Source organism: Sphaerisporangium corydalis (assembly GCF_025506355.1).
GTDB classification, from domain to species: Bacteria; Actinomycetota; Actinomycetes; order Streptosporangiales; family Streptosporangiaceae; genus Sphaerisporangium; species Sphaerisporangium corydalis.
On the sequence record NZ_JANZYP010000013.1, the window covers coordinates 56,111 to 80,520 of the forward strand.

Sequence of the window (24,410 nt, forward strand, 5' to 3'; positions counted from 1 at the left end):
CGGGAAATTGCGCCATATGTCCGAATTATTGTCGTCTGATGGCGAAAGTCGGGCCTAACCGAGCGCTCGGAACGTACCCGGAAACAGTCCCGTGACACCCACAACGCACAGCCGTCACAGAGGAACGGCGTGCTCCCGGAGATCCACGACCTCGTGCCGGGGGACCCACGCCCGGTGGACGCCCCGCTCGACGCGCTCCAGCCCCAGCTCCCGCGCGACCGGCAGCCGCCCTCCGGTGTACTCGACGAGCAGCTCGCCCTCGCGCTCGTCGTGCACCTGGCACTCGGCGCCCCGCCACCGCCCGGTCATCGTGACGAACAGCACCGCCTCGCACTCCTCCGCCCGCACGGGCCGGACGTGGCGGCCCGGCGCCACCTCGTCGAACCCCTCGGCGGGCGCGGTGACGCGCAACCGCATCCACAGCCCGTCCGCGCGGGGCTCGGCGCTCGCCTCGTAGTCGGCCCCCCGCCAGCGCGCGCGGTAGGAATGCCACCTCATACGGGCCCGCCCTGGGCGTACGCGCCGGCGCCGTCCCCGGCGGCCTCGCCGTACGGCAGGACCTGGACCAGCATCCACCGTTCGAGGTCGCCGTCGTACACGGCGCGGCGCCGCTCGACCCCCGAGGCGGTCAGCTCCCGGATCTCCGCGCCGTGCGGCAGCCCGACACCGTCGACCTTGTACTCGCGGATGAGCTGGTCGACGTTCGGCACCAGCCCCATCCCGACGAACGGAGGCTCCTCGATGACCCACCCGGCCACGGCGGCCATGGTCTCCTCGTCGGTGCCGCCGTACGGGGTGCGGTACAGGTGCGGCCCGGCCACCCGCCACCGCAGGATGTTCACCGACCCCTCCTCGGTGACCACGCCCTCCTGCTCCGTGTGTCCGAGGGCGTCCGCGAGCACGGTGGGGGTCGCGATGTGCGCGACGTCCAGGGCGTGGTGGCAGTAGCCGGAGACCCGCGAGACGCCGTCGGCGAGGAAGGCGTACAGGTCGGCGGGGCGCAGCAGCTTCTGCACCACGGGGATGCCGGAGCCGGGCTCGGCGAGGAGGTCCTGGGCCAGCGAGGGCACGGCGAGCCGGGCGACCGTCCCCGGTTCCAGCAGGAAGGACACCGGGAGGCCGGGGTTGACCGCCAGCCCCCAGCGGAGGTCGGGCCACCCGGCGGCCAGCTCGGCCATCGACACGATGCGGTGCTCCAGGACCGCGCCGACGCCGGAGCGCATCGCGGGCTCGGAGGTGTACGCGGCGATCCAGGTGCGGTCCTCGCCGGGGACGGTGGGCCAGGCGACCGGCACCTGCCCGGCCGAGGCGGCGGGCCCGATCGGGAGCGCGAACTCCGCGCTCCGCAGCATGCCCAGGCAGAGGGCGAGGTCACCCGCCGCGAACGCCGAGCCGAGCCCTTCCTCGAACGGGCTCGACGGTTCCCATTCCCGCACGACGATCACTATAGGTCGTCGCGCGTGCCACCCCGATGGCCCCTCGGGCGGTCCGGTCCGACGGCCACTCGGACGCGCCGTCAGCGGCCGAGGACCTGGGCCGTCAGCGGCCGGGGCCGCGCCGTCCGGAGTCGTCAGGGTCGCCGGTGCCGGGGGGCGGCACGTACAGGCCGGGGCCGGGTGTGCCGGGCTCGCCGAACAGCGGGAGCATCAGCGACTCCGCCCGTTCGGCGGCGTCGGCCTCCGCCGCGCCGGCCGCGCGCAGGATCGCCTCGGCCAGGGCCTCGGAGCCGAGGCGCATCGCGCGGGGGTCGATGCGCAGCGCCGTGAGCGACCCGTTGGGCCGCACCTCGACGACCACGCGTCCCTCCTCGGCCTCGCCGCGCCCGACGGTCTCCGACAGCAGCCGCCCGGCCTCCTCGAAGTCGGCCGACTGCGCGTTGAGCGTCTTCAGCACCTCGTCGACCTCAGGGTCGCCGGTCGGCGAGAACGGCCCGAACGGCCCACCATTCGTCGTCATGCGATCGTCATCCTCCGGGTCGCGTGCGGTGGCGCGGGGGAGCCGGTGACGGCTCCCCCGCGAGGGCCGGCGGCTATCCGCAGTTGCCGAACACCGAGGTGGCCGAGCCGGTGGCGGTCGTGCCGCCGAACCTCACGCACTTGCCCTTGGCCTGGAGGATCACCGGGCCGGCGTAGTACTTGAAGGATCCGCCGTCGCTGACCGGGGTGCCGCCCTGGACCTCCAGGGTGGCCGACACCGGAGTGGCGGTGCCGAGGTAGGTGGTCTTCATCGTCACCACGCAGTTGGCGCCGGAGGCGGCGCTGTACAGCTGGTAGGCGGTGCCGCCGTTGAACGCCAGCGACCGCTGGACGAAGAACCCGGTGCCCTGGCCGGCCGCGTCACAGACCCGCTGCGGCGTGTACGGGCTGGTCATCGGCGGGGCCGAGGGCCGGGAGGCGCTGGGCCTCGGCACGACCGTCCTGGTCACCGTCGGCCGGGGCGTGGCCGTCCGGCTGGGCCGGGGCACGACCGTCCTGGTGACCGTCGGCTTGGGCGCCGGCTTCTTGGTCACCGTCGGGGTGGGGGTCGGGCGGGGCGTGACCGGGGCCGAAGCGGTCGGCGTCGGCGTCGGGGTCGGCGTGGGGGTGGGCGTCGGGGTCGGGGTGCCGTTGGGCACCAGGTTGTTCTCCGACGTGGTCGGCGTGGGCGTCGGGGTGACGCCGCCGGACGGCGTCGCCTCGGGGGTGGGGCTCCCGCTGGCGGACGGGTCGGGGGTCCCGGTCGGGCCCGAGGGCGTCGGCGTCCCCTCGGCGGACGGCGTCACCGTCGGCGTCGCGGTCACGGTGACCGTGGGCGCCGGGGTCGGCGTCCCGGGCTTCGAGGGGGTGGCGGTCGTCGGGACGTTCGTGGGGATCGGCGGCGGGGTGAACTGCGGGGCCGCCGAGAAGCTCGGCACACCGACCGACGGGGTGACCGTCGTGATCTGCATCGGGTAGACGCCGGTGTCCTTCGGGTTCGGCGTCTGGGCCCACGGAGCGGTCACCTGCGGCCGGGGCGCGGTCGAGCCGCCCACCCCGCCGACGTTCACCGAGCCGTCGGACGGCATCGGGACGTTGTTCGCCTGACCCTCGGCGGCCACCCGCCCGATCTGCTGGACGCCCGAGTAGTGCCCGGCGCCCCACAGCCCGAGACCGGACAGGCCGATCACGACGCCGACGCCGGCCGCCAGGCCGACGGGGAAGTGGCCGGCCTTCTTCTTGCGCGTGGGCGCGGCGGGCGGGGGGACCTGCCCGGCCGCGGCCGGGAGAGCCAGCTGCCCGGTCTCCTCGGCGGGCAGCGCGGGCGCGCCCCACACCTGCGACTCGGAGGCCTGCGGCTCGGCGGGGACCGCCCAGACCGGTTCGGCCTCGCCTTCGGCGGCCGCCGGCACGATCGTGCCGGCCGGAGCCGGGTCGCCGGTGCCGTTCACGTCCACCCAGGCCGGCTCCACCGCGAGCGGCAGGACGACGGGGACGGGGGCGGCGGGGACCGAGGGGGCGGGCGGTGCCGCCTTCTCCTCGCCCAGCAGCCACAGCATCGCGCCCTGGGCGGTCGGCCGCTCGGCGGGCACCTTGGCCAGGCAGGCCGAGACGACGTCGCGCAGCGGCGTGGGCAGGGTGCTCAGGTCGGGCCGTGCGGTCGCGATGGCCTCGGCGCTGTCGCCGAACAGGTCGCTGCCGGTGGCGGCGTAGGCGATCGTGGTCGCCCAGGCGAAGACGTCGGCGGCGGGGCCCGAGGGCTCTCCGCGCACCTGCTCGGGGGAGCGGTAGGCCGTCTCGCCGAGGCCGAAGTCGGAGACGCGCGGCCCGTCGGGGCCGAGCAGGACGTTGTCGGCGGTGAGCCCGCGGTGCGCGATGCCGGCCAGGTGGATGGCGGTGAGCGCGGTCAGGCTGCCGATGGCGATGCGTTCGAGGTCGTCGCCGGTGACCGGCCCGTTCGCCTCGACGGCCTCGCGCAGGGAACCGCCTTCGACGTGCTCGCGGACGACGTAGGCGCGGTCGCCGATCCAGCCGGCGTCGACGGTCCTGACGGCGTACGCGCTGGCGACCCGCTGGGCGGAGGAGAGGTCGTCGACGACCCGTGCGCGGGAGTCGGCGTCGGCCTCCGGCCACGAGGGCAGCAGCTTGATGACGAAGCGCTTGCCCGGGGCGGCGGTCTCGGCCGCGGGCTCCGGGGCCTCGCTCACGATGACGGAGGACGTGGCTTCCGCCGCGCTTTCCGCGGGGCCTTCCTGACCCCCGACCTGCGCTTCTTCCGAGAGGTGGCCAAGGTAGACAATTCCGCGTGGCCCATGGCCCAGGCGTCCGAGAAGGGTGTATTTCCCGACTTGCCTGGGATCGTCCGGAAGCAATGGCTGCATGTCCCCTACTGCCTTCCCCTGTGGCTCAAGTGTCGCGGGAACATGACACCACAAATTGAGGTCTCACTTATCGTATTTTGTCACGTGTGCATCACATGTTACGGATTCGTTGATCTTTGTCCTGAAAGACTGGGTACGGGTTATGGCTTGCCGGTGCTCTGCAGCTCCGTGCGACCCGGTTTCCAGTTCCGCCGCCGGCCCAGGGGGATCACCAGGCCCAGTGCCGTGACCAGGGCGGCCGCACACGCGGCGATCACCGCGACACCCACCGAGATGTCGATGGCCTTCTGGTCCGGGGGCCGCGCCTTGGTCACGACGCCCGGCGGCAGCGCGCCGGGCTGCTTGGGGGCGATGGCCACGACCTCGGAGGGCAGGATTTCGGACACGGCCAAAAGGGGGTTCACCATGCCGCCGCCCGTCCCCGCCCCGGAGGCGCCGTCGGCGGTCAGCTCGATGCGCCGCCGCACGCGCACGTTGTCCAGCTCGGGGTGGCGCGAGCGCACCAGGGCCGCCACCCCGGCGACGTACGGGGCCGCGTAGCTGGTGCCCTCGAGGTCCTGGCGGTAGGCGGCGCCGGGCCAGGTGCTCGTGATGTCGGCGCCCGGCGCCAGGACCGACACCGGGGTGGCCGCGTTGGAGAAGTCGGTGCGCCTTCCGTCGGGCCCGGCCGATCCGACGGAGAGCACGCCCGGGTAGGCGGCGGGGAAGATCGCCGCCGGGGTGCCGTCGCCCTGGTGCAGGTTGCCGGCGGCGGCCACGATCACGACGTCCTTGGCCAGCGCGTAGTCGACGGCGTTCTTCAGGTCGGGCTGGTCGCTCGTCTGGATGGAGATGTTCATGACCTTGGCGCCGAGGTCGGCCGCCTGCCGGATCGCCTGGACGAGCAGGGACACGTCCCCTCGCTCGCTGTTGGTCTGCTTGATGGAGATGAGCCGGGCCTTGGGGGCCACGCCGACGAAGGGGATCTGCTTCATGTCCGCCCCCGCGATGATCCCCGCCACCGCCGTGCCGTGCCCGACGCAGTCCAGCGTCCCTGTCCCGGTCAGGTCGATCGAGCGGGCGACGCGCACCTGCGGGTGGCGGGTGTCCACGCCGCTGTCGATCAGCGCCACGGTCACGCCCTCGCCCTGGGTGAGCGGCCAGACCCCGGTGAACGCGAGCCGGCGCTGCCCCCACGACTCGCCGACCTGGCTGCCGCCCCGAGGGGGCGAGCACGGTTCCGCGACGGGCGGGGCCGCGGCGGCGGCCGTGCTCGGCCCCACCGCGAGCGCCACGGCCAGAAAGCTGGTCAGAATCCCCCGACCGGCCATGCTTCAGCTCCATCTCTCGCCAGGTGCCCGCTATGGGCGGATCGCGGCATGGATACGACCGGGAAGCCTAGCGAATACCCCTCGACCGGTTGATTTCGAGATGGGGGCCAGGTGATCACGGTACGCGCTGGCAACATATCTCCGCGTATATGCATATAGCTCAATACGACCGTCACCGTAGCCGCGCCGCCCGCCATTCGCGGGAGAATCCCCACATCAACCAGGAGATTGCGCCTTTTGCCGACCGGGCAGGATTTCCTCAGACGGGACGCGGGGGGTCCCGTCCGGCGGGATTCGGGGGAGCACGATGCGCGTCACCGGTGCGGTCCTTGCCTGCGCCCTGGTCGCCGCGACGGCGGGGGCCTGCGGCCACGGCCTGTTCGGCGCGCCCGGCGGGAACGAGGAGCTGAGGCGGGCGAGCAAGGCGCTGGCCGATATGGACGACCCGTCCGTGGACTTCACCGACCGCGCCGAGGCGGCCTGGCAGTCGCCCTTCCACCCCGCGAACCGGCAGTGCGGCCGGCTCTTCGACCTCGCCGAGGGCAAGGCCGGGGACCTGGCGTCCGCCACCCACGAGGCCACCTCCTTCCGCGGCGGCCGGCTGGGCGAGTCCACCGGGGTCGTCCTGGCCGCCTACGCCCCCTCAGGGGCCCGCGAGGCCCTGCGCAGCGTCGCCGGCCTCATGCGCGACTGCGCGGTCGCCTCGGTGCGCACGGCGGGCGGCGGCGACCGGCTGGTCGGCTCCGAGCTGCCGGTGGGCGCCATCGGCGACGGGGTCGAGGCGCGGCGGTTCAGGGGCCGGGTCGGCGGCTACCCCTACGAGATGCACCTGGTCGTGGTCCGCTCGGGCGACATGCTGATCTCGCTGGTCCACACGGGCCTGGCCAGGCTCGACCCCGAGCGGACCGCGAAGCTGGCCGCCGTCGTCGCCGCCAGGGTCGGGCGGGCAGCCGAGTAATCTGGGCCGGTGACTGAGACGACCCTCGGCCCCGAGGACAGCAAGATCATCACTCTGGCCCGCGCCGTGCGCGCCCGCAACGGGACCGCCGAGGGCGCCGCCGTCCGTGACGAGACCGGCCGCACCTACACCGCGACCAACGTCGACCTGCCCTCGCTCAAACTGTCCGCCGTCCAGGTCGCGGTCGCCATGGCCGTGTCCAGCGGTGCCGTCTCCCTGGAGGCCGCGGCCCTGGTCAGCGAGGAGGAGGAGCCCGCCGAGCAGGACATGGCGGTGGTCCAGGACCTCGGCAACGCGATCATCTTCATGGCCGGGACCGACGGCACCGTGAAGGGGCGGTACATCTGATCGGCGACAATGGGTGACGTGAGTTCCTCTGCCACTGAGTTCCGTTCCGGCTTCACCTGCTTCGTCGGCAGGCCCAACGTCGGCAAGTCGACGTTGATGAACGCGCTGGTCGGCGCCAAGGTGGCGATCACCTCGTCCAAGCCACAGACGACCCGCAGGGCCGTGCGGGGCATCGTCACCAGGCCCGACGCCCAGCTCGTCATCATCGACACCCCCGGCCTGCACCGGCCGCGCACCCTGCTCGGCGAGCGCCTCGACAGCCTGGTGCTCTCGACCCTGACCGAGGTCGACGTCATCGGCTTCTGCATGCCCGCCGACGAGCCGCTCGGCAAGGGCGACCGCTTCATCGCCGAGAAGCTCGCGGCCGTCAAGAAGACGCCCGTCGTCGCCGTGCTCACCAAATGCGATCTCGCCACCCGCGAGCAGATCGCCGCCCGGCTGCTCGCCGTCTCCGGGCTCGCCGAATTCGCCGAGATCATCCCGGTGTCGGCGGAGACGGGGGAGCGGCTCGACGTCCTGCGCGACCAGCTCGTCGACCGGCTGCCGTTCTCCCCGCCGCTGTACCCCGGGGGCGAGCTGACCGACGAGCCCGAGCAGCAACTGGTCGCCGAGCTGATCCGCGAGGCCGCCCTGGAGGGCGTGCGCGACGAGCTGCCGCACTCCATCGCCGTGGTGGTCGAGGAGATGACCCCCCGGGAGGGCCGCGACGACCTCCTCGACGTGTACGCGCACATGTTCGTCGAGCGCCCCTCGCAGAAGGCCATCGTGATCGGGCCCAAGGGCGCCAGGCTCAAGGACGTCGGCAGCCGCGCGCGCAAGCAGATCGAGGCCCTGCTGGGCACCCACGTCTATCTCGACCTGCGCATCAAGGTCGCCAAGGACTGGCAGCGCGACCCGAAGCAGCTCCGCCGCCTCGGCTTCTACGACTGAGCCACCCCCGGCTACGACCGCGTCGCCCGGGCCTCCCCCCAGGTCAGCCGCTCGCGCAGCGCCGCCGCGTCCGGGGCCAGGGCCGACACCAGCGTCCCCGGGCCCGCCAGCGGCAGCACCACGCACCCCTCCGCGAGAACGGGTTCGGTGAGACGGCCGGAGGTGGGCGGCTTGTCCGTACGGCCGGCGGCGGGGGCGTCCGCGAACGGCGGGCCGGGAGGCTCCGGGCGGACGACCAGGACGCTGCCGACGCAGCGCGCGTCCCCGTACACCGCGGGGCTGCCGTCCACGGCGGGGTCGCCCACGACGAACTCCTGCCGCAGCAGGGGCACGCCCCCGATCGTCGCGTCGAAGCGCGAGTGGCAGGTGCCCGGCCGCTCGCCGTACCGGCCGAAGACGATCTCCTCACGCCAGGTCACCGAGGCGCCCTCCTCCAGCGCCAGCCGCACGATCATGCGGTGGGCGCAGCCGGCGGCCAGGACGGTCGGCTCGGGCGCGTACCGCAGCGTGGCACCCGCACCCACCCGCGCCTCCACGACGGTGACCGACTCGCCGGGTCCCGGCAGCACGAGCGTGCTCGCGACCGAGGCGATCTCCAGGCACGTCCCCGGCGCCACGTCGATCCGCAGCTCCAGGTGGTCGCCGCCGAGCGGGCCCGCCGCGGTCGACACCAGGTGGACGGTGACCGGACCGGTCTGGCGCATGGTGAGCGGCGGGTCGGACCGCAGCGTGCCCAGCACGGTGCGGCCGCCCGCCGACTCGGTCGCGATCGCCGCCCGCGCGTCCACCGATCAGGCGTTGGTGGTCGGGACGGCCGGGCCGTGCGGGTGCTCGCGGGCGTGCGCCCAGGACTCGACCACCCCGTGCACCCACTCCGCCACCGAGTACACCTCAGGGACCTCCCTGATCGAGGTGAACAGGACCGGCCTGCCTTCCCGCACGGCCGCCGCGTCCCTGGACATCACGGTCAGGTCCGCGCCGACGTGCTTGGCGAGGTCGGTCTTGTTGATCACCAGCAGGTCGGCGGTGGTGACGCCAGGGCCGCCCTTGCGGGGCACCTTGTCGCCGCCGGACACGTCCAGCACGAAGATCTGGTGGTCGGCGAGCCCTCTGCTGAAGGTCGCGGTCAGGTTGTCCCCGCCGCTCTCCACGATCACCAGGTCCAGCGGGCCGAAACGCTCCTCCAGGCTCTCGACCGCGTCGAGGTTGGCCGCGATGTCGTCGCGGATGGCGGTGTGCGGGCAGCAGCCGGTCTGCACCGCGATGATGCGCTCGGGGTCGAGCACCCCGGCCCTGCGCAGGAAGTCGGCGTCCTCGGTGGTGTAGATGTCGTTGGTGACCACGCCCAGCCGGAGCACCGGCCCGAGCGTGCGGCACAGCGCGGCGACGAGCGCGGTCTTGCCGCTTCCGACCGGGCCGCCGACGCCGAGGCGCAGCGCCCTTCCGTGCGGATCGGGAGAGTCGTGACGGTCGTCGTGGTTAGCTGACAAAGAGCCGTACCTCCGTGCGTAAGTGCTGTTCGGCCAGCAGGTCGAGTGCGGGAGCGGCGTGCGCGGGAAGGTCCTCCCACGCGGTGCGGGCGCATGCCGTGCGCGCCACGCTTTCGAGATCGGGAACGAGGCCGGCGAGCACGCGGTGCACGACGACGGGGTCGAGCCCGAGAAGCCGGACCGCCGCTGTGGCGGGCCCGGTGATCGAGGTGTACGCGGTGGCGAGCGCCGCGTCATGGGGGGAGCATCCGGCGGCGGCCGACACCGCGCCGAGGGCGATCGGATGGTGGACGCCCTGCGGCACGGCCCGCGCCGGGGCGTCCAGGGCGGGGGAGGGCCAGATCCTCCGGGCGCTGCGCAGCAGGAGCCGGCCCTGGGTGCGGCTCGCGCCCCGCTGCGCGGGCGAGGCCGCACGGGCGTCCGCCTCCGCGTCCAGCCCGCGCCACTCACCCTCGGCCCCCCCACCCGAGCGGTCCGGTTCCCCCGAACGGCCCGGTTCGTACGAGCGGTCCGGTTCGTACGAGCGGCCCGGTTCGTACGAGCGGCCCGGTTCGTCCGAGCGGCCCGGTTCGTACGAGCGGCCCGGTTCGTCCACGGCGGACGCGTCGTCCCGGGCGGCCAGGGCGCAGGCGGCGGCGGACAGGGCGGCGGCGACCAGGCCGGCCGTGGCGAGCCGGCCGCGCAGGAACCGTGCCAGGTCCCCGGGGCCGGTGATCGCCCCGACGCGGACCGCCTCCTCCGCGCCTCCGGAGTGGCCGTGGCCACCGGCGGGGAGGCGGGAGTCGGCGAGGAGCAGCAGCGCCGCGTTCATGTCAGAACAGGAAGTAGCGCTGGGCCATGGGGAGCACCTCGGCCGGGGCCGGTTCGATCGCCTCACCCTCCACCCGGACCGCGAACGTGTCCGGATCCACCTCGATGGCCGGCAGGGCGTCGTTCAGCGGCATGGACGACTTCCCCCGCCGCCGCACGTCGGCGACCGGGACCAGCCGGCGCTGGACCCGCAGCCGGTCGGCCAGGCCGTCCTCGATGGCGAGCGGCGCGACGAAGTGCAGCGACGTGGCGGCGGCGGTCACCGGGGCGGCGCCGAACATCGGCCGGGGCATCACCGGCTGCGGCGTCGGGATGGAGGCGTTGGCGTCGCCCATCTGCGCGTAGGCGATGACGCCGCCCTTGACCACCAGGTGCGGCTTCACCCCGAAGAACGCCGGTTCCCACAGGACCAGGTCGGCCAGCTTGCCGGTCTCCACCGACCCGACGTGGTCGTCCAGCCCGTGCGCGATCGCCGGACAGATCGTATATTTCGCGACATAGCGGCGGGCGCGAAGGTTGTCCGCCGGCCCGTCGCCCGGCAGCGCCCCCCTGCGCCTCTTCATCACGTGCGCGGTCTGCCAGGTCCTGATGATCGTCTCGCCGACCCGGCCCATCGCCTGGGAGTCGGAGCCGATCATCGAGATCGCGCCCATGTCGTGCAGCACGTCCTCGGCGGCCATCGTCGTCGGCCGGATGCGCGACTCGGCGAACGCCAGGTCCTCGGGCACCGCCGGGTTGAGGTGGTGGCACACCATGAGCATGTCGAGGTGCTCGTCGAGCGTGTTCACCGTGTGCGGGCGCGTCGGGTTCGTCGAGGACGGCAGCACGTTGGCGTACCCGGCCACGCGGATGATGTCGGGGGCGTGCCCGCCCCCCGCCCCCTCGGTGTGGTAAGCGTGGATCATCCGGTCGCCGATGGCCTGGAGCGTCGACTCGACGAACCCGGCCTCGTTGAGGGTGTCGGTGTGGATGGCGACCTGCACGCCCGTGGCGTCCGCGACGCGCAGGCAGGCGTCGATGGCGGCCGGCGTGGTGCCCCAGTCCTCGTGCAGCTTGAAGCCCGAGGCGCCGGCCCTGAGCTGCTCGGTCAGCGCGTCGGCGCTGACGGTGTTGCCCTTGCCGAGGAGCGCGACGTTGACCGGCATCCCGTCCATCGACTCCAGCATGCGCGCCAGGTACCACGTGCCGGTGACCGTGGTCGCCTTGGTGCCCTCCGCGGGGCCGGTGCCGCCGCCGACGACCGTGGTCACGCCCGCGCCGATCGCCTCGTCCACGATCTGCGGGCAGATCAGGTGGACGTGCGAGTCGACCGCCCCCGCCGTGAGGATCTTGCCGTTGCCGGCCAGGATCTCGGTGGAGGGGCCGATCACCAGCTCGGGGTGGACGCCGTCCATCGTGTCGGGGTTGCCGGCCTTGCCGATGGCGGTGATCCGCCCGTCCCTGACGCCGATGTCGGCCTTGACCACGCCCCAGTGGTCCAGGATCACCGCGCCGGTGATCACCAGGTCGGGCGCGCCCTCGGCGCGGGTCGTCCTGGCCTGCCCCATGGACTCGCGGATCACCTTGCCGCCGCCGAAGACGACCTCGTCGCCCGCGCCCTGCGGACCCTGGCTGCGGTCCTCGGTCACCTCGATGAACAGGTCGGTGTCGGCGAGCCGGATCCGGTCCCCGGTCGTCGGGCCGTAGAGCATGGCGTACCGGGAACGGCCGATCGTCGGCTCAGTCATGCGAACCCCCGTCAGGTGCACGTGTGTCGAGCGGCCCGGCCCACTCCGGGCGTAGCCCGGGGACGACGCGGAGGCCGGCGATCGGGACCAGGCTCACGTCCCGCTCGATGCCCGGCTCGAACCGGACGGCCGTGCCGGCGGGCACGTCGAGCCGCCTGCCCCACGCGGCGTCCCGGTCGAACGTCAGACCGGGGTTGGCGGCGGCGAAGTGGTAGTGCGACCCCACCTGGATCGGCCGGTCGGCGGTGTTGACCACGCGCAGCGTGACCCGCTCCCGGCCCGGGTTCAGCGGGATCGGCGCCCCGCCGTGGACGATCTCTCCCGGCGTCATCGCGCCGGGCCCGTCGTGCGCCGCGCCGGGCTCGCCGGGGGCCGCCGTCATTGGATCGGCCGGTGGACGGTGACCAGCTTGGTGCCGTCAGGGAACGTCGCCTCGATCTGCACCGACTCCAGCATCTCGGGGATCCCCTCCATCACGTCCTCGCGGCGGAGCACCTTGCGTCCCGCCTCCATGAGGTCGGCCACGGTCCGCCCGTCCCTGGCCCCTTCCAGGAGGAAGGAGGCGATGATCGCGGTGGCCTCCGGGTGGTTGAGACGCAGCCCCCTGGCCTGGCGGTCCCTGGCGACGCCCGCCGCGACGTGAATGAGCAGGCGTTCCTGTTCGTGTGGGGTGAGCCGCATGGCCGGACCTTAGGCAACGGTGGTTTCCGTGACGTGACGGCGGCATTTCCACTGTGTGTCGGCCGTTCACGGCCCCGCGTATTCCGCCTTCCGGCCCGGCGCGCCGAATCTCCGGCCCGGCGCGGCGGCCGTCCCCGGCCTTCCCGAATTCACCGGATCTGTCCCTTGAACACCTTATACGGTCAGGCCATGAAGGCCGATCGTGTTGTTGCGGTGATGAGCCGGTAAACGGCAATTAACAATTCCGACGTCAACGGGAAACCTCGCTCGATCACCTTGGCGGCAGATGGGTCGGTGCGGGGGCCGTATCGGCAAGGAGGAGTAATTGCGGAATTCAGCTTGGCGTATCGGGGCCGTGGTCGCGGTCCTGGCAACCGGGCTCGCCGCCTGTGGTGGGCAGTCCTCGACGACCGGCGGCGGAACGGCCGCGGCAGGAGGGGACGCCTCCAGCATCAAGGTCGGCATCCTGCATTCCCTGAGCGGCACCATGGCGATCAGCGAGGTCACCGTGCGTGACTCCGAGCTGCTCGCCATCGAGGAGATCAACGCGGCCGGCGGCGTGCTGGGCAAGAAACTCGTCCCCGTGGTCGAGGACGGCGCGTCGGACTGGCCGACCTTCGCCGAGAAGGCCACCAAGCTCATCGCGCAGGACAAGGTCGCCACCGTGTTCGGCGGCTGGACCTCCGCGAGCCGCAAGGCGATGCTCCCCGTGTTCGAGAAGCGCAAGGCGCTGCTGTGGTACCCGGTGCAGTACGAGGGCCTGGAGAGCTCCCCGTACATCTTCTACACCGGCGCCACGACGAACCAGCAGATCGTCCCCGGGCTCGACTATCTCAAGGAAAAGGGAAAGAAGAGAATCTTCCTGGTCGGCAGCGACTACGTCTTTCCGCGGACCGCCAACAAAATCATCAAGGCGTACGCGGCGGCGAACGGAATGCAGGTCCTCGGCGAGGAATACACGCCGCTGGGGCACACCGAATACAGCACCCTCGTCAACAAGGTCGTCCAGGCCAAACCCGACGCGGTGTTCAACACGCTGAACGGCGACAGCAACGTGGCCTTCTTCAAGCAACTGAAGAGCGCCGGCGTCACCGCCGAGCAGATGCCCGTCATGTCGGTGAGCGTCGCCGAGGAAGAGGTCAAGGGCATCGGCGTCGACAACATCGCCGGCCACCTCGTGGCGTGGAACTACTACCAGACCACCGACAACCCGGCCAACAAGAAGTTCGTCGAGGCGTTCAAGGCCAAGTACGGGCCCGACCGGGTCACCTCCGACCCCATGGAGGCCGGCTACAACGCCGTCTACCTGTGGGCCGAGGCCGTGAAGAAGGCCGGCAGCACCGAGGTCGAGGCCGTGAAGAAGGCCGCGGGCGGCATCACGCTCGACCGCCCCGAGGGCTCGGTGACCATCGACGGCGAGAACCAGCACATCTACAAGACCGCCAGGATCGGCGTGATCGAGACGGACGGCCAGATCAAGGAGGTCTGGAACTCCGGCAAACCGATCAAGCCCGACCCCTACCTCAAGACCTACCCCTGGGCCGGCGGCCTCGCCTGACGGCGGGACGCCACCACGACGTGGCCGGGTAGAGGGGGAGTCTCCACCCGGCCACCCACGACGGTCCGGAACGTGGGCGGCGACCCGACCGCGGACATCACCGCGGCGCGGCGACGCGGCGCCGCCCGCGTTCCGGAACCGTACGGGACCAGGCACCAGGCACCAGGCAGGCACGAGCCGGAGGAGATCGCCATCAGCGACAGCGAGACGGCCGCTCGGCGGCCGGCGGAGACGGCGGGGAACGCGCGGGAGGCGAGGCGGCGGTGGAGGCCATAGTCAACCAGCTCCCCATCGGCCTCTCGATCGGGGCGGTACTGCTGCTCATCGCGCTCGGCCTGACGTTCACGTTCGGCCAGATGGGCGTGATCAACATGGCGCACGGCGAGTTCATCATGGCCGGCGCCTACACCGCGTACCTGCTCCAGGGCTGGGCCGGGCGCCAGGCGGTGCTGGTGGCGCTGCCGGTCGCGTTCGCCGTGGCCGGGCTCATGGGCCTGATCCTGGAGCGGACCGCGATCCGGCACTTCTACGGCCGCCCCCTCGACACCCTGCTGCTCACCTGGGGCGTCAGCCTGGTGCTGCAGCAGCTCGCCAGGGACCTGTTCGGCGCGCCCAACGTGCAGGTGCAGGCGCCCGCCTGGCTGCAGGGCGGCCTCGGCATCCTGCCCTACAACCGGCTGTTCATCTTCGCGCTGGCCGTCGGCAGCGTCGTGGCGATCTGGGGGTACATGAACCGCACGTCCCACGGCCGCCGCATGCAGGCGGTCATGCAGAACCGCCAGCTCGCCGCCGTCATGGGCATCAACACCGGACGGGTGGACCAGCGCACGTTCTTCATCGGCTCCGGCCTCGCCGGGATCGCCGGGGTCGCGCTCACGCTGATCGGCCCGGTGGGACCGGCACTCGGCACCTACTACATCGTGGACGCGTTCCTCGTCGTGGTCGCGGGCGGCCTCGGGCAGCTCCGCGGCGCGGTCATCGCGGCCGTCGCGCTCGGCCTGCTCAACTCCTACGCGGAGTTCTGGACCAACGCGAGCCTCGCCAAGGTGATCGTCTTCGTGGCCATCATCGCGTTCCTCCAGGTACGGCCGCAGGGCATGTTCGTCCTTCGGTCCCGGGCGCTCACATGACCGCCACCGTGCGCGACGCCGCGCCCGTCGCCCCGCCCGCCCCCGGCCGTTCCTGGCGCGACCGGCTCCGCGGCCCGTCCGTCTTCGTCCTGATCGCCGTGCTGGCGCTGGTCGTCGCGCCGCTGCTGCTGGAGCCGTTCCGCCTCGGCCTGCTGGCCAAGTACCTCTGCTTCGGCATCGTCGCGCTCGGCATCGGGCTCGCGTGGGGGCAGGGCGGCATGCTCACCCTCGGCCAGGGCGTGTTCTTCGGCCTCGGCGGCTACGCCATGGGCATGTACCTCAAACTGCACGACGCCGGCGGCGACCTGCCGGACTTCATGGTGTGGAGCGGCGTGGAGCGGCTGCCCGCGCTGTGGATCCCGTTCGAGAACCCCGTCTTCGCCATCGCCTTCGCGGTCGTCGGCCCGGTCCTGCTGGCGGTGCTGCTCGGCTCCCTGGTGTTCCGGCAGCGCGTGCGCGGCGCCTACTTCGCGATCCTGACCCAGGCGCTCGCCGCCGCGATGGTCATCCTGCTGGTCGGCCAGCAGGGGCTGACCGGCGGGACCAACGGCCTGACCAACTTCTTCGACCTGTTCGGCCAGGACCTCGCCGCCGACGGGACCCAGCGCGGGTTGTACGTCGTCGTGGCCGCCGTCCTCGGCGTGCTGTACCTGGTCGCCTGGCAGCTCGTCAGGAGCAGGTTCGGCCGGCTGCTGGTCGCGATCAGGGACGGCGAGGACCGGGTGCGCTTCCTCGGCTACAACCCCGCGACGATCAAGACGATCACGTTCGCCGTCTCGGCGGGCATGGCCGGCCTGGCGGGGGCGCTGTTCGTGCCCGTCGTCGGCATCATCTCGCCCGCGCTGCTCGGCGTGGTCCCGTCCCTGGAACTGGTCGTCGCGGTCGCGGTCGGCGGCCGGTTCTCGCTGGCCGGGGCCGTGCTCGGGGCCGTGGTCATGGGGTACGCCAAGACCTCCTTCAGCGAGGAGTTCGCCGACGGCTGGCTCTACCTGCAAGGAGCGCTGTTCATCCTGGTCATGACACTGGCGCCCAAGGGGATCTTCGGCCTGGCCGCGACGCTGCGCGACCTTCTCCCGGGAAGGAGGGCGCGCGCGTGAGCGGCACCCTGCTGGAGGTGCGGGACCTGTCGGTGGTCTTCGACGGGTTCCGGGCGATCGACGGGGTCGACTTCACCGTCGAACAGGGGGAGCTGCGCTTCCTCATCGGCCCCAACGGCGCGGGCAAGACCACCCTGATCGACGTGATCACCGGCCTGACCCGGCCGGCCTCGGGCTCGGTGCGGTTCGAGGGCTGGGACCTGGTCGGGCGCAAGGAGCACGAGATCGTCCGCATGGGCGTCGGGCGCACGTTCCAGACCTCGGTGGTGTTCGAGCAGCTCACCGTCGTGGAGAACCTCGACCTGGCCGCGTCCTTCCGCCGGCCGCTGTGGTCGCTGGCGCGGCGGCGGCGCGGGGTGTCTGCGGCCGTCGAGGCGGCGATGGCGACCACCGGCCTGGACGCGCTCGCCGCCCGGCCCGCCGGGGTGCTGTCCCACGGGCAGCGGCAGTGGCTGGAGATCGGCATGCTCATCGCCCAGCGGCCCCGGCTGCTGCTGCTCGACGAGCCGGTGGCCGGGATGTCGGGCGAGGAGCGGTCCCGAACCGGGGAACTGCTCGTCGAGATTGCCAAGGACCACACCGTGATCGTGATCGAGCACGACATGGACTTCCTGCGGCGGTACGCCTCCCAGGTGACCGTCCTGCACGAGGGGAAGGTGCTCGTGGAGGGCTCGGTGGACCAGGTGAGGTCCGACCCGCGCGTCCAGGAGGTCTACCTCGGCCGCGCCGAGGACAGGGACAAGCGTCCGGCCGGCGGCGGCCGTGCGGGTGCGGCCGGTGAGGGCCGCACGGGTTCGGCCGGCGCGGAGCCGGCCGAGGGAGCGGCTGTCGGCTCGGCCGCCGGAGAGGTGACGTGATGCTGTCGGTACAGGGCCTGGAGGCGGGGTACGGCAGGGCGCGCGTGCTGTTCGGCGTGTCGTTCGAGGTGGAGCCGGGCCGCCTGGTCTGCGTCATGGGACGCAACGGCGTGGGCAAGACCACGCTGCTCAACACCGTCATGGGGGTGCTGCCCGCCACGGCGGGCACCGTCACCTTCGAGGGCAAGGACGTCACGCGGCTGACGCCGCACGAACGGGTAAGGCTCGGCCTGGGCTACGTCCCCCAGGGTCACGAGACGTTTCCGCAGCTCAGCGTGATGGGGAACCTGCTGGTGACCCTGGAGGCGTCCCCGCACAAGGACCCGGCCGCGATCGAGGAGGCCCTCACGGTCTTCCCCCGGCTGAAACCGCTGCTGAAGAAGCGGGCGGGCTTTCTGTCCGGCGGGCAGCAGCAGCAACTGGCCATGGCGCGCGCCCTGGTCACCCGGCCCAAGCTGCTGATCCTGGACGAGCCCACCGAGGGCATCCAGCCGTCCATCATCCTGGAGATCGAGGAGGCCATCGAGCACCTGCACGCCTCCGGGCTCGCCGTGCTCCTCGTCGAGCAGTACCTCGATCTGGCGCTGCGCCTCGCCGACCGGTTCCTCATCCTCGACGCGGGTCACGTCGTGCACGCCGGCACCGCCGAGGAGCTGCGCGGGGAGGAGGTCCACCGGCTGCTGGCCGTCTGATCCGCGAGGGCCCTTCGCGGGCGCTCACTCCCGCGGGGGCTCGATGGGCTGCGCCGCCGCGTGCAGGTGGGTGTAGTGGTAGTCGAAGGCGGGCCGCTCGGACCGGATCGGCGGCAGCCGGGTGAAGTTGTGCCGGGGCGGCGGGCACGAGGTGGCCCATTCGAGCGAGTTCCCGAAACCCCACGGGTCGTCCACCGTCACCTTGGGGGCGTGCCGCCAGGTGTGCCAGATGTTGTACAGGAACGGCAGCGTCGAGGCGCCCAGGATGAACGCGCCGATCGACGAGACCAGGTTCTTGCCGCTGAAACCGTCGGCCGCCGCGTAGTCGGCGTACCGGCGGGGGAACCCCTCGGCGCCGAGCCAGTGCTGGACGAGGAACGTCATGTGGAAGCCGATGAACAGCGGCCAGAAGTGCCACTTGCCGAGCGTGTCGTTCAGCATCTTCCCGGTGAGCTTCGGCCACCAGAAGTAGAACCCGGCGAACATCGCGAACACGACGGTGCCGAACACCACGTAGTGGAAGTGGGCGACGACGAAGTAGGAGTCGCTGACCTGGAAGTCCAGCGGCGGCGAGGCCAGGACGACCCCCGTGAGCCCGCCGAACAGGAACGTGACCAGGAACCCGACGGCGAACAGCATCGGCGTGGGGAACGTCAGGTGGCCGCGCCACATCGTGCCGACCCAGTTGAAGAACTTCACCCCGGTCGGGACCGCGATGAGGAACGACATGAACGAGAAGAACGGCAGCAGGACGTGGCCGGTGACGAACATGTGGTGCGCCCAGACCGTCGCCGACAGCCCCGCGATGGCGATCGTCGCGCCGACCAGCCCGATGTAGCCGAACACCGGCTTGTGGCTGAAGACCGGCAGGACCTCGGTGATGATGCCGAAGAACGGCAACGCGATGATGTAGACCTCGGGGTGGCCGAAGAACCAGAACAGGTGCTGCCACAGCAGGGCGCCGCCGGTCTCGGGGTCGTAGATGTGCGCGCCCAGCCTGCGGTCCGCCTCCATGGCCAGCAGCGCGGCGGCCAGCACCGGGAACGCCAGCAGCACCAGCACGCTGGTGAGCAGGACGTTCCAGGTGAAGATCGGCATGCGGAACATCGTCATGCCGGGGGCCCGCATGCAGATGATCGTGGTGATGAAGTTGACCGAGCCGAGGATCGTGCCGAGGCCGGACAGGACCAGCCCCATGATCCACAACTCCTTGCCGACGCCCGGCGAGTAGGTGTCGCCGGCCAGGGGCATGTAGGCGGTCCAGCCGAAGTCCGCCGGGCCGTCCGCGATGAGGTACCCGGAGATCACGATGAGGCCGCCGAACAGGAACAGCCAGTAGCTCACCATGTTCAGCCGGGGGAAGGCCACGTCGGGGGCACCGATCTGCAGCGGCATGATCGCGTTGGCGAACCCGGCGAAGAGCGGCGTCGCGAACAGCAGGAGCATCAGCGCGCCGTGCATGGTGAACAGCTCGTTGTAGTGCTTCTGGGTGACGAACTGCAGGCCGGGACGGGCCAGCTCGGCCCGGATGAGCATCGCCAGCGCGCCGGCCAGCAGGAAGAACAGGAACGACGTGACGAGGTACAGGTTGCCGATCACCTTGTGATCCGTCGTGGACGCCCACTTGAGGACGAGCCGCCCCTTCGTCAGGGGCCGTCGCTCCTCGCCGGCGATCCCGAGATCTTTTGTCGTCCGCACGTCCCCACCTCCCGGCACGGCTACTTCCCGTCGTATTCCGATTACAGCGTGCGAATGGTGCGTAGCGCCGAAACAGCCAGCAAAAACACAAAGCACATCGGCCAGGCTTTCTTGACCAAAGCGCGGGCTCGCCGGTTCGCTCCACGGCGGCCTCGTCCCGGCTCGGCTTCGGCGGAATGAAACGTTCATTCGGAACGGTCCTGGCGGAGCGTCGGGACGGCCCGGCGCGGGCCCGGCGATGGTCGTGAATCCGGCCATCCGCCGCTCTGACCTCCCGAAAGTTTCGGCAGCGGACCCGATCTCAATGTGGCGCGCCCCTGACCGTGAAAGGGCGCCGGATAACGGGCCCCACGGGTTGACCGCGCTCTTGACGTACCCCTACAGGACGCCTATATTTCCGCAATATTAATGCGCGACCTTGAAAGTTTCGGATGCACAGTCGTGACCTTCGCGGCCTGTGAGGGATGACACCGTCGTCGGCCGAGAGGGATGGCATGCGCGATCAGCTGGACGACGCGGTCGCCGCGCCGGGTGCCGTAAGCACGTCATCCGACCCCCGTGGCGCGCACCGGCCGAGTTCCGTTCGCCCGTCGGGAAAGCGCTATCCAAGCCGCACCTGGCGTCAGGCGCTGCGCCGCGACTGGCGGCTCTACTCGCTCGCGATCCTCCCGCTGCTGTTCTTCGCGGTGTTCCGCTACCTGCCGATGATCGGCAACGTGATCGCCTTCCGGAAGTTCGAGCCCGGCGGCAGCGTGCTGGGCGAGGAGTGGGTGGGCCTGCGCTACGTGCGGCTGTTCCTGAGCGACCCGACGTTCTGGCACGTGTTCACCAACACGCTGATCCTCGGCACGCTGACCCTGCTGTTCTGCTTCCCCATGCCGATCATGCTCGCGCTGCTGATCAACGAGGTCCGGCACCAGCGCCTCAAGCGGTTCGTCCAGTCGGTGTCCTACCTGCCGCACTTCCTGTCGATGGTGGTCGTGGCCGGACTGATCGTCGAGCTGGTGTCGGTCGACGGGCCGGTGAACCAGATCCTGCGCGGCGCGGGCGGCGATCCCATCGCGTTCATCCAGCAGCCCGAGTGGTTCCGCACGATCTACGTCTCCTCGGAGATGTGGCAGACCGTCGGGTGGGGGACGATCCTCTACCTCGCCGCGCTGACGACCATCGACGACCAGCTCTACGAGGCGGCCCGCATCGACGGCGCGGGCCGATGGCGCCAGACCTGGCACGTCACCCTGCCCGGCATCCGGCCGACCGCGGTCACCCTGCTGATCCTCAACATCGGCGCGTTCATGGCGGTCGGCTTCGAGAAGATCCTGCTGCTCTACAACCCGCTGACGTACCCGACCGCGGACGTGATCTCCACGTACCTGTACCGCATGGGCGTGGTCTCCAACAACTTCAGCTACGCGGCGGCGATCGGCCTGCTGGAGGCCCTGATCGGGCTGACCCTGGTCCTGTCGGCGAACCTGATCTCCCGGCGCGCGGTGGGGACGAGCCTGTGGTGACCGTGGACCGCGGCAGGGGCCACCGCGTGTTCCAGTGGGTCAACGGCGTCATCCTCACCGGCGTCGTGATCGTGACCCTGTACCCCTTCGTCAACATCGTCGCCCGCTCGCTGTCCGACGAGAACGCCATCCGGTCGGGCCAGGTCAACCTCATCCCGCGCGGGTTCACCTTCACGACGTACGAGTACGTGGTCTCCGACCCGACCTTCTGGACGAACTACCGCAACACCGTGGTGTACACGGTCGTCGCCACGCTGATCGCCATGTTCCTGACCACCTGCTACGCCTACGTCCTGTCCAAGAAGGACCTCAAGGGACGCACGTTCCTGATCGGGATCGCCGTCTTCACCATGTTCTTCTCCGGCGGCCTCATCCCCAACTACGTCCTGATCACCAGCCTCGGGATGAAGGACGCCATCTGGGCCATCGTCCTGCCGAACGCCGTCAACGTCTTCAACCTCCTGATCATGAAGACGTTCTTCGAAGGGCTGCCGGCCGAGCTGGAGGAGGCCGCCGCGATCGACGGCATGAGCACCTACGGCATCCTGCTCCGGATCGTGCTGCCGCTGTCGAAGGCGGTGATCGCCACGATGCTGCTCTTCTACGCCGTCGCGTTCTGGAACTCCTGGTTCGCCGCCTTCCTGTACATGAGCCAGACCGACCTCTTCCCCGTGACGATCTTCCTGCGCAACCTGATCGCCGGCGCCACCGGCGCCTCGTCCGTCGGCGCCGACGCCATGGACCTGACGGTCGCGGCCAACATCAAGTCGGTGACCATGGTGCTCACCATCCTGCCCATCCTGGGGATCTACCCCTTCGTCCAGCGGTACTTCATCACCGGGGTCATGCTCGGCGCGGTCAAGGGATAGCCCCCGCCGGTCGCCTCAGTCGCCCTCCACCCACCCCCGTTTTGCGGAAAGGACTCCCATGTACCAGGTGAACCGGCGTCAGGCGATGCTCGCGATGGGTGCCTTCGTCGTCCTGGCCGGCTGCGGCGACGACGGCGCCAAGAAGAAGACCGACGACTTCTCGGCCAACCGGACCGGCGCGATGACGGACTACGGCCCCGGCAAGCAGTTCAAGGCCACCGCGCCGCTGTCCTTCACCGTCCTGTACAACAACCACCCCTTCTACCCGATGAAGAAGGACTGGCTGTTCTGGTCGGAGCTCGGCAAGCGGACCAACGTGACGATCCAGCCGAGCGTGGTGCCGCTCAGCGACTACGAGAACAAGCGCAGCCTGGTGATCGGCGCCGGCGACGCCCCGCCCATCATCCCGAAGACCTACCCCGCCCAGGAGACCCCGTTCGTCGCCTCCGGCGCCATCCTGCCGGTGAGCGAGTACCTCGACCTGATGCCGAACTTCACCGACAAGATCGCCAGGTGGAACCTCAAGGGCGACGTGGACACCCTGCGCCAGGCGGACGGCCGGTTCTACTTGCTACCCGGGCTCCACCAGGACTACTGGGTGGACTACTCCCTGGCGATCCGCACCGACGTCCTGGACAAGCTCGGGCTCGCCATCCCCGAGACCTGGGACGACCTGCACACCGTGCTGAAGGCGATGAAGCAGGAGTACCCCGACTCCTACCCCATGTCCGACCGGTGGGGCGTCCCCACGCCCGGCGGCTCGCTGCTGAACGTCATGGGCCTGGCCTACGGCGCTCCCGGCGGCTGGGGGTACCGCAACGGGGTGATCTGGGATGACACCACCCAGAAGTTCGTCTTCACCGGCGCCTCCGAGCCGTACAAGCAGATGCTCCAGTACCTCGGCACGCTGGTGAAGGAGAAGCTGCTCGACCCGGAGAGCTTCACGCAGACCGACGACCTGGCGATCCAGAAACTGGTGTCCGGCAAGTCGTTCGTGATCAGCTCGAACGCGCAGTCGCTGGTCAACGAGTACCGGCCGCCGCTGGCCAAGGCGAACCCGAAGGCCACGCTCGTCAAGATCCCCGTTCCCGTGGGGCCGCTCGGGCCGGTCAAGGCCGGGCACCACATCACCCGCCTGGAGAACGGCGTCATGATCTCCAAGAAGGCCCGCGACAGCAAGGACTTCGTCGCGATGATGCAGTTCATCGACTGGCTCTGGTACTCCGACGCGGGCGAGGAGTTCGCCAAGTGGGGCGTCGAGGGGGTCACGTACACCAAGGACGGGCCCGGCGCGTACAAGCCGGCGCCGGACGTCGACATCGTCGGGCTCAACCCCAAGGCACCGAAGCACCTGCAGAAGGACTTCGGCTTCGCCAACGGCGTGTTCGCCTACGGCGGGACCACCGAGCTGCTGGAGTCGACCTTCTCCGACGAGGAGAAGGCGTTCCAGAAGGTGATGAACGCCAGGAAGGCCCTGCCGGTGGAGCCGCCGCACCCGCTCACCGACGAGGAGCGCGAGCAGGCGACCCTGTGGGAGACGCCGCTGAAGGACCACGTCACCCAGAACACGCTGAAGTTCATCCTCGGCAAGCGCGACTTCGGCGACTGGGACGCCTACGTCAAGGAGCTCGAAGGGATGAACATGCCGGCCTACCTCGGGCTGGTGAACGGCGCCTACGAGCGGTACAAGAAGCAGCACGGCTGACCGGCCCCTGATGATGACCGTGGCGTCCGAACCCCGGCGGTTCGGCGAAGGACCCCTCTCGCGCGCCTGCGCGCTCGTCTACACGCTGCTCGTGGTCGAGCTCCTGTTCCTGGCCGCCGTGCTGCCCGGCCTGGCCGGGCTCGTCCTGCTCGACCGCGCCGCCGGCAACGTCCCGCTCGCCGCGGCCTGCCTGCTCCCGGTCGGCCCGGCGCTGTCGGCCGCGTTGTACGCGCTGCGCCACCGGCGCCTGGACCTCACCGACCTCCATCCGGCGGCGGCGTTCCTGCGCGGCTACAAGGCCAACGCGCGCGGGGTCGTGAAGCTCTGGATCCCGTGGCTGGCGTGGCTGGCCGTCATCGGGTCGAACCTCGCGAACTTCGCCGCCGCCGGCGTCCCGGGGTGGTGGGCCGTGCTGTCGGTGCTCATCGCGGTGGCGACGGCCCTGTGGGCCGCCAACGCCCTGGTGATCACCTCCCTGTTCGCGTTCCGCGCGCGGGACGTGGCCCGCCTGTCCGCGTACTTCCTCACCCGGTCGCCCCGCGCCACGCTGGGCAACGCCTGCCTGCTGGTCGCGGCGGCCGGCGTCACGCTGGTGGCCTCCAAGGCGGTGCCGGTCCTGCTGACCTCGGTGCTCGCCTCGGCGGTCCTGCTGAACAGCCGCCCGATGATCGCCGAGATCCGGGAGAGGTTCACGGCCTGAGTG

24 protein-coding genes are annotated in these 24,410 nt (G+C 71.1%); 12 read left to right on the forward strand and 12 right to left on the reverse strand.

Translation table 11 applies throughout. The features are described 5' to 3' along the window. Positions 1-114: 114 nt before the first annotated feature. From NYZ98_RS12055 to NYZ98_RS12075, 5 genes are all read right to left on the reverse strand, one after another. Entirely contained in the window at positions 115-498 is a 384-nt protein-coding gene (locus NYZ98_RS12055; protein WP_262842722.1) for a hypothetical protein, read from the reverse strand. After that, complete coding sequence (locus NYZ98_RS12060; protein ID WP_262842723.1) at positions 495-1,436, reverse strand: SseB family protein; 942 nt, start codon at positions 1,434-1,436, stop codon at positions 495-497. Before NYZ98_RS12060 ends, NYZ98_RS12055 begins: the two co-directional genes overlap by 4 nt. 103 nt (positions 1,437-1,539) lie before the next feature. Next, positions 1,540-1,956: a YbaB/EbfC family nucleoid-associated protein gene (locus NYZ98_RS12065; RefSeq protein ID WP_262842724.1), complete on the reverse strand. Its 417-nt coding sequence runs from the start codon at positions 1,954-1,956 to the stop codon at positions 1,540-1,542. A 73-nt stretch (positions 1,957-2,029) separates the two neighbouring features. Further along, positions 2,030-4,162, reverse strand: coding sequence for a serine/threonine-protein kinase (locus tag NYZ98_RS12070; RefSeq protein ID WP_262842725.1), 2,133 nt, complete (start codon positions 4,160-4,162; stop codon positions 2,030-2,032). A 314-nt stretch (positions 4,163-4,476) separates the two neighbouring features. Next, positions 4,477-5,646: a S8 family serine peptidase gene (locus NYZ98_RS12075; RefSeq protein ID WP_262842726.1), complete on the reverse strand. Its 1,170-nt coding sequence runs from the start codon at positions 5,644-5,646 to the stop codon at positions 4,477-4,479. A 307-nt stretch (positions 5,647-5,953) separates the two neighbouring features. Here NYZ98_RS12075 and NYZ98_RS12080 point away from each other — a divergent pair, with 307 nt between their 5' ends. From NYZ98_RS12080 to era, 3 genes are read left to right on the forward strand one after another with little or no spacing between them, the layout of a single operon-like run. Further along, entirely contained in the window at positions 5,954-6,604 is a 651-nt protein-coding gene (locus tag NYZ98_RS12080; protein ID WP_262842728.1) for a hypothetical protein, read from the forward strand. Between the two features lie 9 nt (positions 6,605-6,613). After that, positions 6,614-6,952 carry a cytidine/deoxycytidylate deaminase family protein gene (locus NYZ98_RS12085; RefSeq protein WP_262842729.1) on the forward strand — a complete coding sequence of 113 codons (339 nt, stop codon included), beginning with the start codon at positions 6,614-6,616 and terminating at the stop codon, positions 6,950-6,952. A 9-nt stretch (positions 6,953-6,961) separates the two neighbouring features. Then, the gene (gene era, locus NYZ98_RS12090) at positions 6,962-7,882 is read left to right on the forward strand and encodes a GTPase Era (protein ID WP_262842730.1); all 921 of its coding nucleotides are present in this window, start codon (positions 6,962-6,964) and stop codon (positions 7,880-7,882) included. 11 nt (positions 7,883-7,893) lie between these two features. On the opposite strand, the gene NYZ98_RS12095 is transcribed toward era, so the two are convergent. From NYZ98_RS12095 to NYZ98_RS12120, 6 genes are read right to left on the reverse strand one after another with little or no spacing between them, the layout of a single operon-like run. Further along, positions 7,894-8,670 carry an urease accessory protein UreD gene (locus NYZ98_RS12095; RefSeq protein WP_262842731.1) on the reverse strand — a complete coding sequence of 259 codons (777 nt, stop codon included), beginning with the start codon at positions 8,668-8,670 and terminating at the stop codon, positions 7,894-7,896. 3 nt (positions 8,671-8,673) lie between these two features. Next, complete coding sequence (ureG, locus tag NYZ98_RS12100) at positions 8,674-9,372, reverse strand: urease accessory protein UreG (protein WP_262842732.1); 699 nt, start codon at positions 9,370-9,372, stop codon at positions 8,674-8,676. Continuing rightward, entirely contained in the window at positions 9,362-10,183 is an 822-nt protein-coding gene (locus NYZ98_RS12105) for an urease accessory protein UreF (protein ID WP_262842733.1), read from the reverse strand. The genes ureG and NYZ98_RS12105 overlap by 11 nt, the downstream gene beginning before the upstream one ends. A gap of 1 nt (position 10,184) precedes the next feature. Continuing rightward, complete coding sequence (locus NYZ98_RS12110; RefSeq protein ID WP_262842734.1) at positions 10,185-11,909, reverse strand: urease subunit alpha; 1,725 nt, start codon at positions 11,907-11,909, stop codon at positions 10,185-10,187. After that, positions 11,902-12,291 carry an urease subunit beta gene (locus NYZ98_RS12115; protein WP_316249559.1) on the reverse strand — a complete coding sequence of 130 codons (390 nt, stop codon included), beginning with the start codon at positions 12,289-12,291 and terminating at the stop codon, positions 11,902-11,904. Before NYZ98_RS12115 ends, NYZ98_RS12110 begins: the two co-directional genes overlap by 8 nt. Then, complete coding sequence (locus tag NYZ98_RS12120; RefSeq protein WP_262842735.1) at positions 12,288-12,590, reverse strand: urease subunit gamma; 303 nt, start codon at positions 12,588-12,590, stop codon at positions 12,288-12,290. The genes NYZ98_RS12115 and NYZ98_RS12120 overlap by 4 nt, the downstream gene beginning before the upstream one ends. Before the next feature lie 325 nt (positions 12,591-12,915). Between NYZ98_RS12120 and urtA the strand changes: the two genes are divergently transcribed. From urtA to urtE, 5 genes are all read left to right on the forward strand, one after another. Next, positions 12,916-14,148: an urea ABC transporter substrate-binding protein gene (gene urtA / locus NYZ98_RS12125; RefSeq protein WP_262842736.1), complete on the forward strand. Its 1,233-nt coding sequence runs from the start codon at positions 12,916-12,918 to the stop codon at positions 14,146-14,148. 263 nt (positions 14,149-14,411) lie between these two features. Continuing rightward, the gene (gene urtB, locus NYZ98_RS12130; protein WP_262842738.1) at positions 14,412-15,278 is read left to right on the forward strand and encodes an urea ABC transporter permease subunit UrtB; all 867 of its coding nucleotides are present in this window, start codon (positions 14,412-14,414) and stop codon (positions 15,276-15,278) included. Then, on the forward strand, positions 15,275-16,375 hold the full coding sequence (urtC, locus tag NYZ98_RS12135) for an urea ABC transporter permease subunit UrtC (protein WP_262842740.1): 1,101 nt from the start codon (positions 15,275-15,277) through the stop codon (positions 16,373-16,375). The genes urtB and urtC overlap by 4 nt, the downstream gene beginning before the upstream one ends. Then, positions 16,372-17,232, forward strand: a complete 861-nt coding sequence (gene urtD, locus NYZ98_RS12140; RefSeq protein WP_262842741.1) for an urea ABC transporter ATP-binding protein UrtD — start codon at positions 16,372-16,374, stop codon at positions 17,230-17,232. The genes urtC and urtD overlap by 4 nt, the downstream gene beginning before the upstream one ends. Next, positions 17,232-17,924, forward strand: a complete 693-nt coding sequence (urtE, locus tag NYZ98_RS12145) for an urea ABC transporter ATP-binding subunit UrtE (protein ID WP_262842743.1) — start codon at positions 17,232-17,234, stop codon at positions 17,922-17,924. The genes urtD and urtE overlap by 1 nt, the downstream gene beginning before the upstream one ends. Before the next feature lie 24 nt (positions 17,925-17,948). Here urtE and ctaD read toward each other — a convergent pair whose 3' ends face one another. Beyond that, positions 17,949-19,598: an aa3-type cytochrome oxidase subunit I gene (gene ctaD, locus NYZ98_RS12150; protein ID WP_380706313.1), complete on the reverse strand. Its 1,650-nt coding sequence runs from the start codon at positions 19,596-19,598 to the stop codon at positions 17,949-17,951. Positions 19,599-20,116: 518 nt separating this feature from the next. Between ctaD and NYZ98_RS12155 the strand changes: the two genes are divergently transcribed. From NYZ98_RS12155 to NYZ98_RS12170, 4 genes are read left to right on the forward strand one after another with little or no spacing between them, the layout of a single operon-like run. After that, positions 20,117-21,133 carry an ABC transporter permease gene (locus NYZ98_RS12155; RefSeq protein WP_262842745.1) on the forward strand — a complete coding sequence of 339 codons (1,017 nt, stop codon included), beginning with the start codon at positions 20,117-20,119 and terminating at the stop codon, positions 21,131-21,133. Continuing rightward, positions 21,130-22,002: a carbohydrate ABC transporter permease gene (locus tag NYZ98_RS12160; protein ID WP_262842746.1), complete on the forward strand. Its 873-nt coding sequence runs from the start codon at positions 21,130-21,132 to the stop codon at positions 22,000-22,002. The genes NYZ98_RS12155 and NYZ98_RS12160 overlap by 4 nt, the downstream gene beginning before the upstream one ends. A 58-nt stretch (positions 22,003-22,060) precedes the next feature. After that, positions 22,061-23,707 (forward strand): ABC transporter substrate-binding protein, encoded by a 1,647-nt coding sequence (locus tag NYZ98_RS12165; RefSeq protein WP_262842747.1) that lies wholly within the window; start codon positions 22,061-22,063, stop codon positions 23,705-23,707. Between the two features lie 19 nt (positions 23,708-23,726). Beyond that, positions 23,727-24,407, forward strand: coding sequence for a hypothetical protein (locus NYZ98_RS12170; RefSeq protein ID WP_262842748.1), 681 nt, complete (start codon positions 23,727-23,729; stop codon positions 24,405-24,407). Positions 24,408-24,410: the final 3 nt, after the last annotated feature.

Coding starts and splice junctions, on each gene's coding strand:
- NYZ98_RS12055 (WP_262842722.1), bottom strand. CDS start 498: ATGAGGTGGCATTCCTACCGCGCGCGCTGGCGGGGGGCCGACTACGAG.
- NYZ98_RS12065 (WP_262842724.1), bottom strand. CDS start 1,956: ATGACGACGAATGGTGGGCCGTTCGGGCCGTTCTCGCCGACCGGCGAC.
- NYZ98_RS12075 (WP_262842726.1), bottom strand. CDS start 5,646: ATGGCCGGTCGGGGGATTCTGACCAGCTTTCTGGCCGTGGCGCTCGCG.
- NYZ98_RS12080 (WP_262842728.1), top strand. CDS start 5,954: ATGCGCGTCACCGGTGCGGTCCTTGCCTGCGCCCTGGTCGCCGCGACG.
- era (WP_262842730.1), top strand. CDS start 6,962: ATGGGTGACGTGAGTTCCTCTGCCACTGAGTTCCGTTCCGGCTTCACC.
- NYZ98_RS12105 (WP_262842733.1), bottom strand. CDS start 10,183: ATGAACGCGGCGCTGCTGCTCCTCGCCGACTCCCGCCTCCCCGCCGGT.
- NYZ98_RS12110 (WP_262842734.1), bottom strand. CDS start 11,909: ATGACTGAGCCGACGATCGGCCGTTCCCGGTACGCCATGCTCTACGGC.
- NYZ98_RS12115 (WP_316249559.1), bottom strand. CDS start 12,291: ATGACGGCGGCCCCCGGCGAGCCCGGCGCGGCGCACGACGGGCCCGGC.
- NYZ98_RS12120 (WP_262842735.1), bottom strand. CDS start 12,590: ATGCGGCTCACCCCACACGAACAGGAACGCCTGCTCATTCACGTCGCG.
- urtC (WP_262842740.1), top strand. CDS start 15,275: ATGACCGCCACCGTGCGCGACGCCGCGCCCGTCGCCCCGCCCGCCCCC.
- urtE (WP_262842743.1), top strand. CDS start 17,232: ATGCTGTCGGTACAGGGCCTGGAGGCGGGGTACGGCAGGGCGCGCGTG.
- NYZ98_RS12155 (WP_262842745.1), top strand. CDS start 20,117: ATGCGCGATCAGCTGGACGACGCGGTCGCCGCGCCGGGTGCCGTAAGC.
- NYZ98_RS12165 (WP_262842747.1), top strand. CDS start 22,061: ATGTACCAGGTGAACCGGCGTCAGGCGATGCTCGCGATGGGTGCCTTC.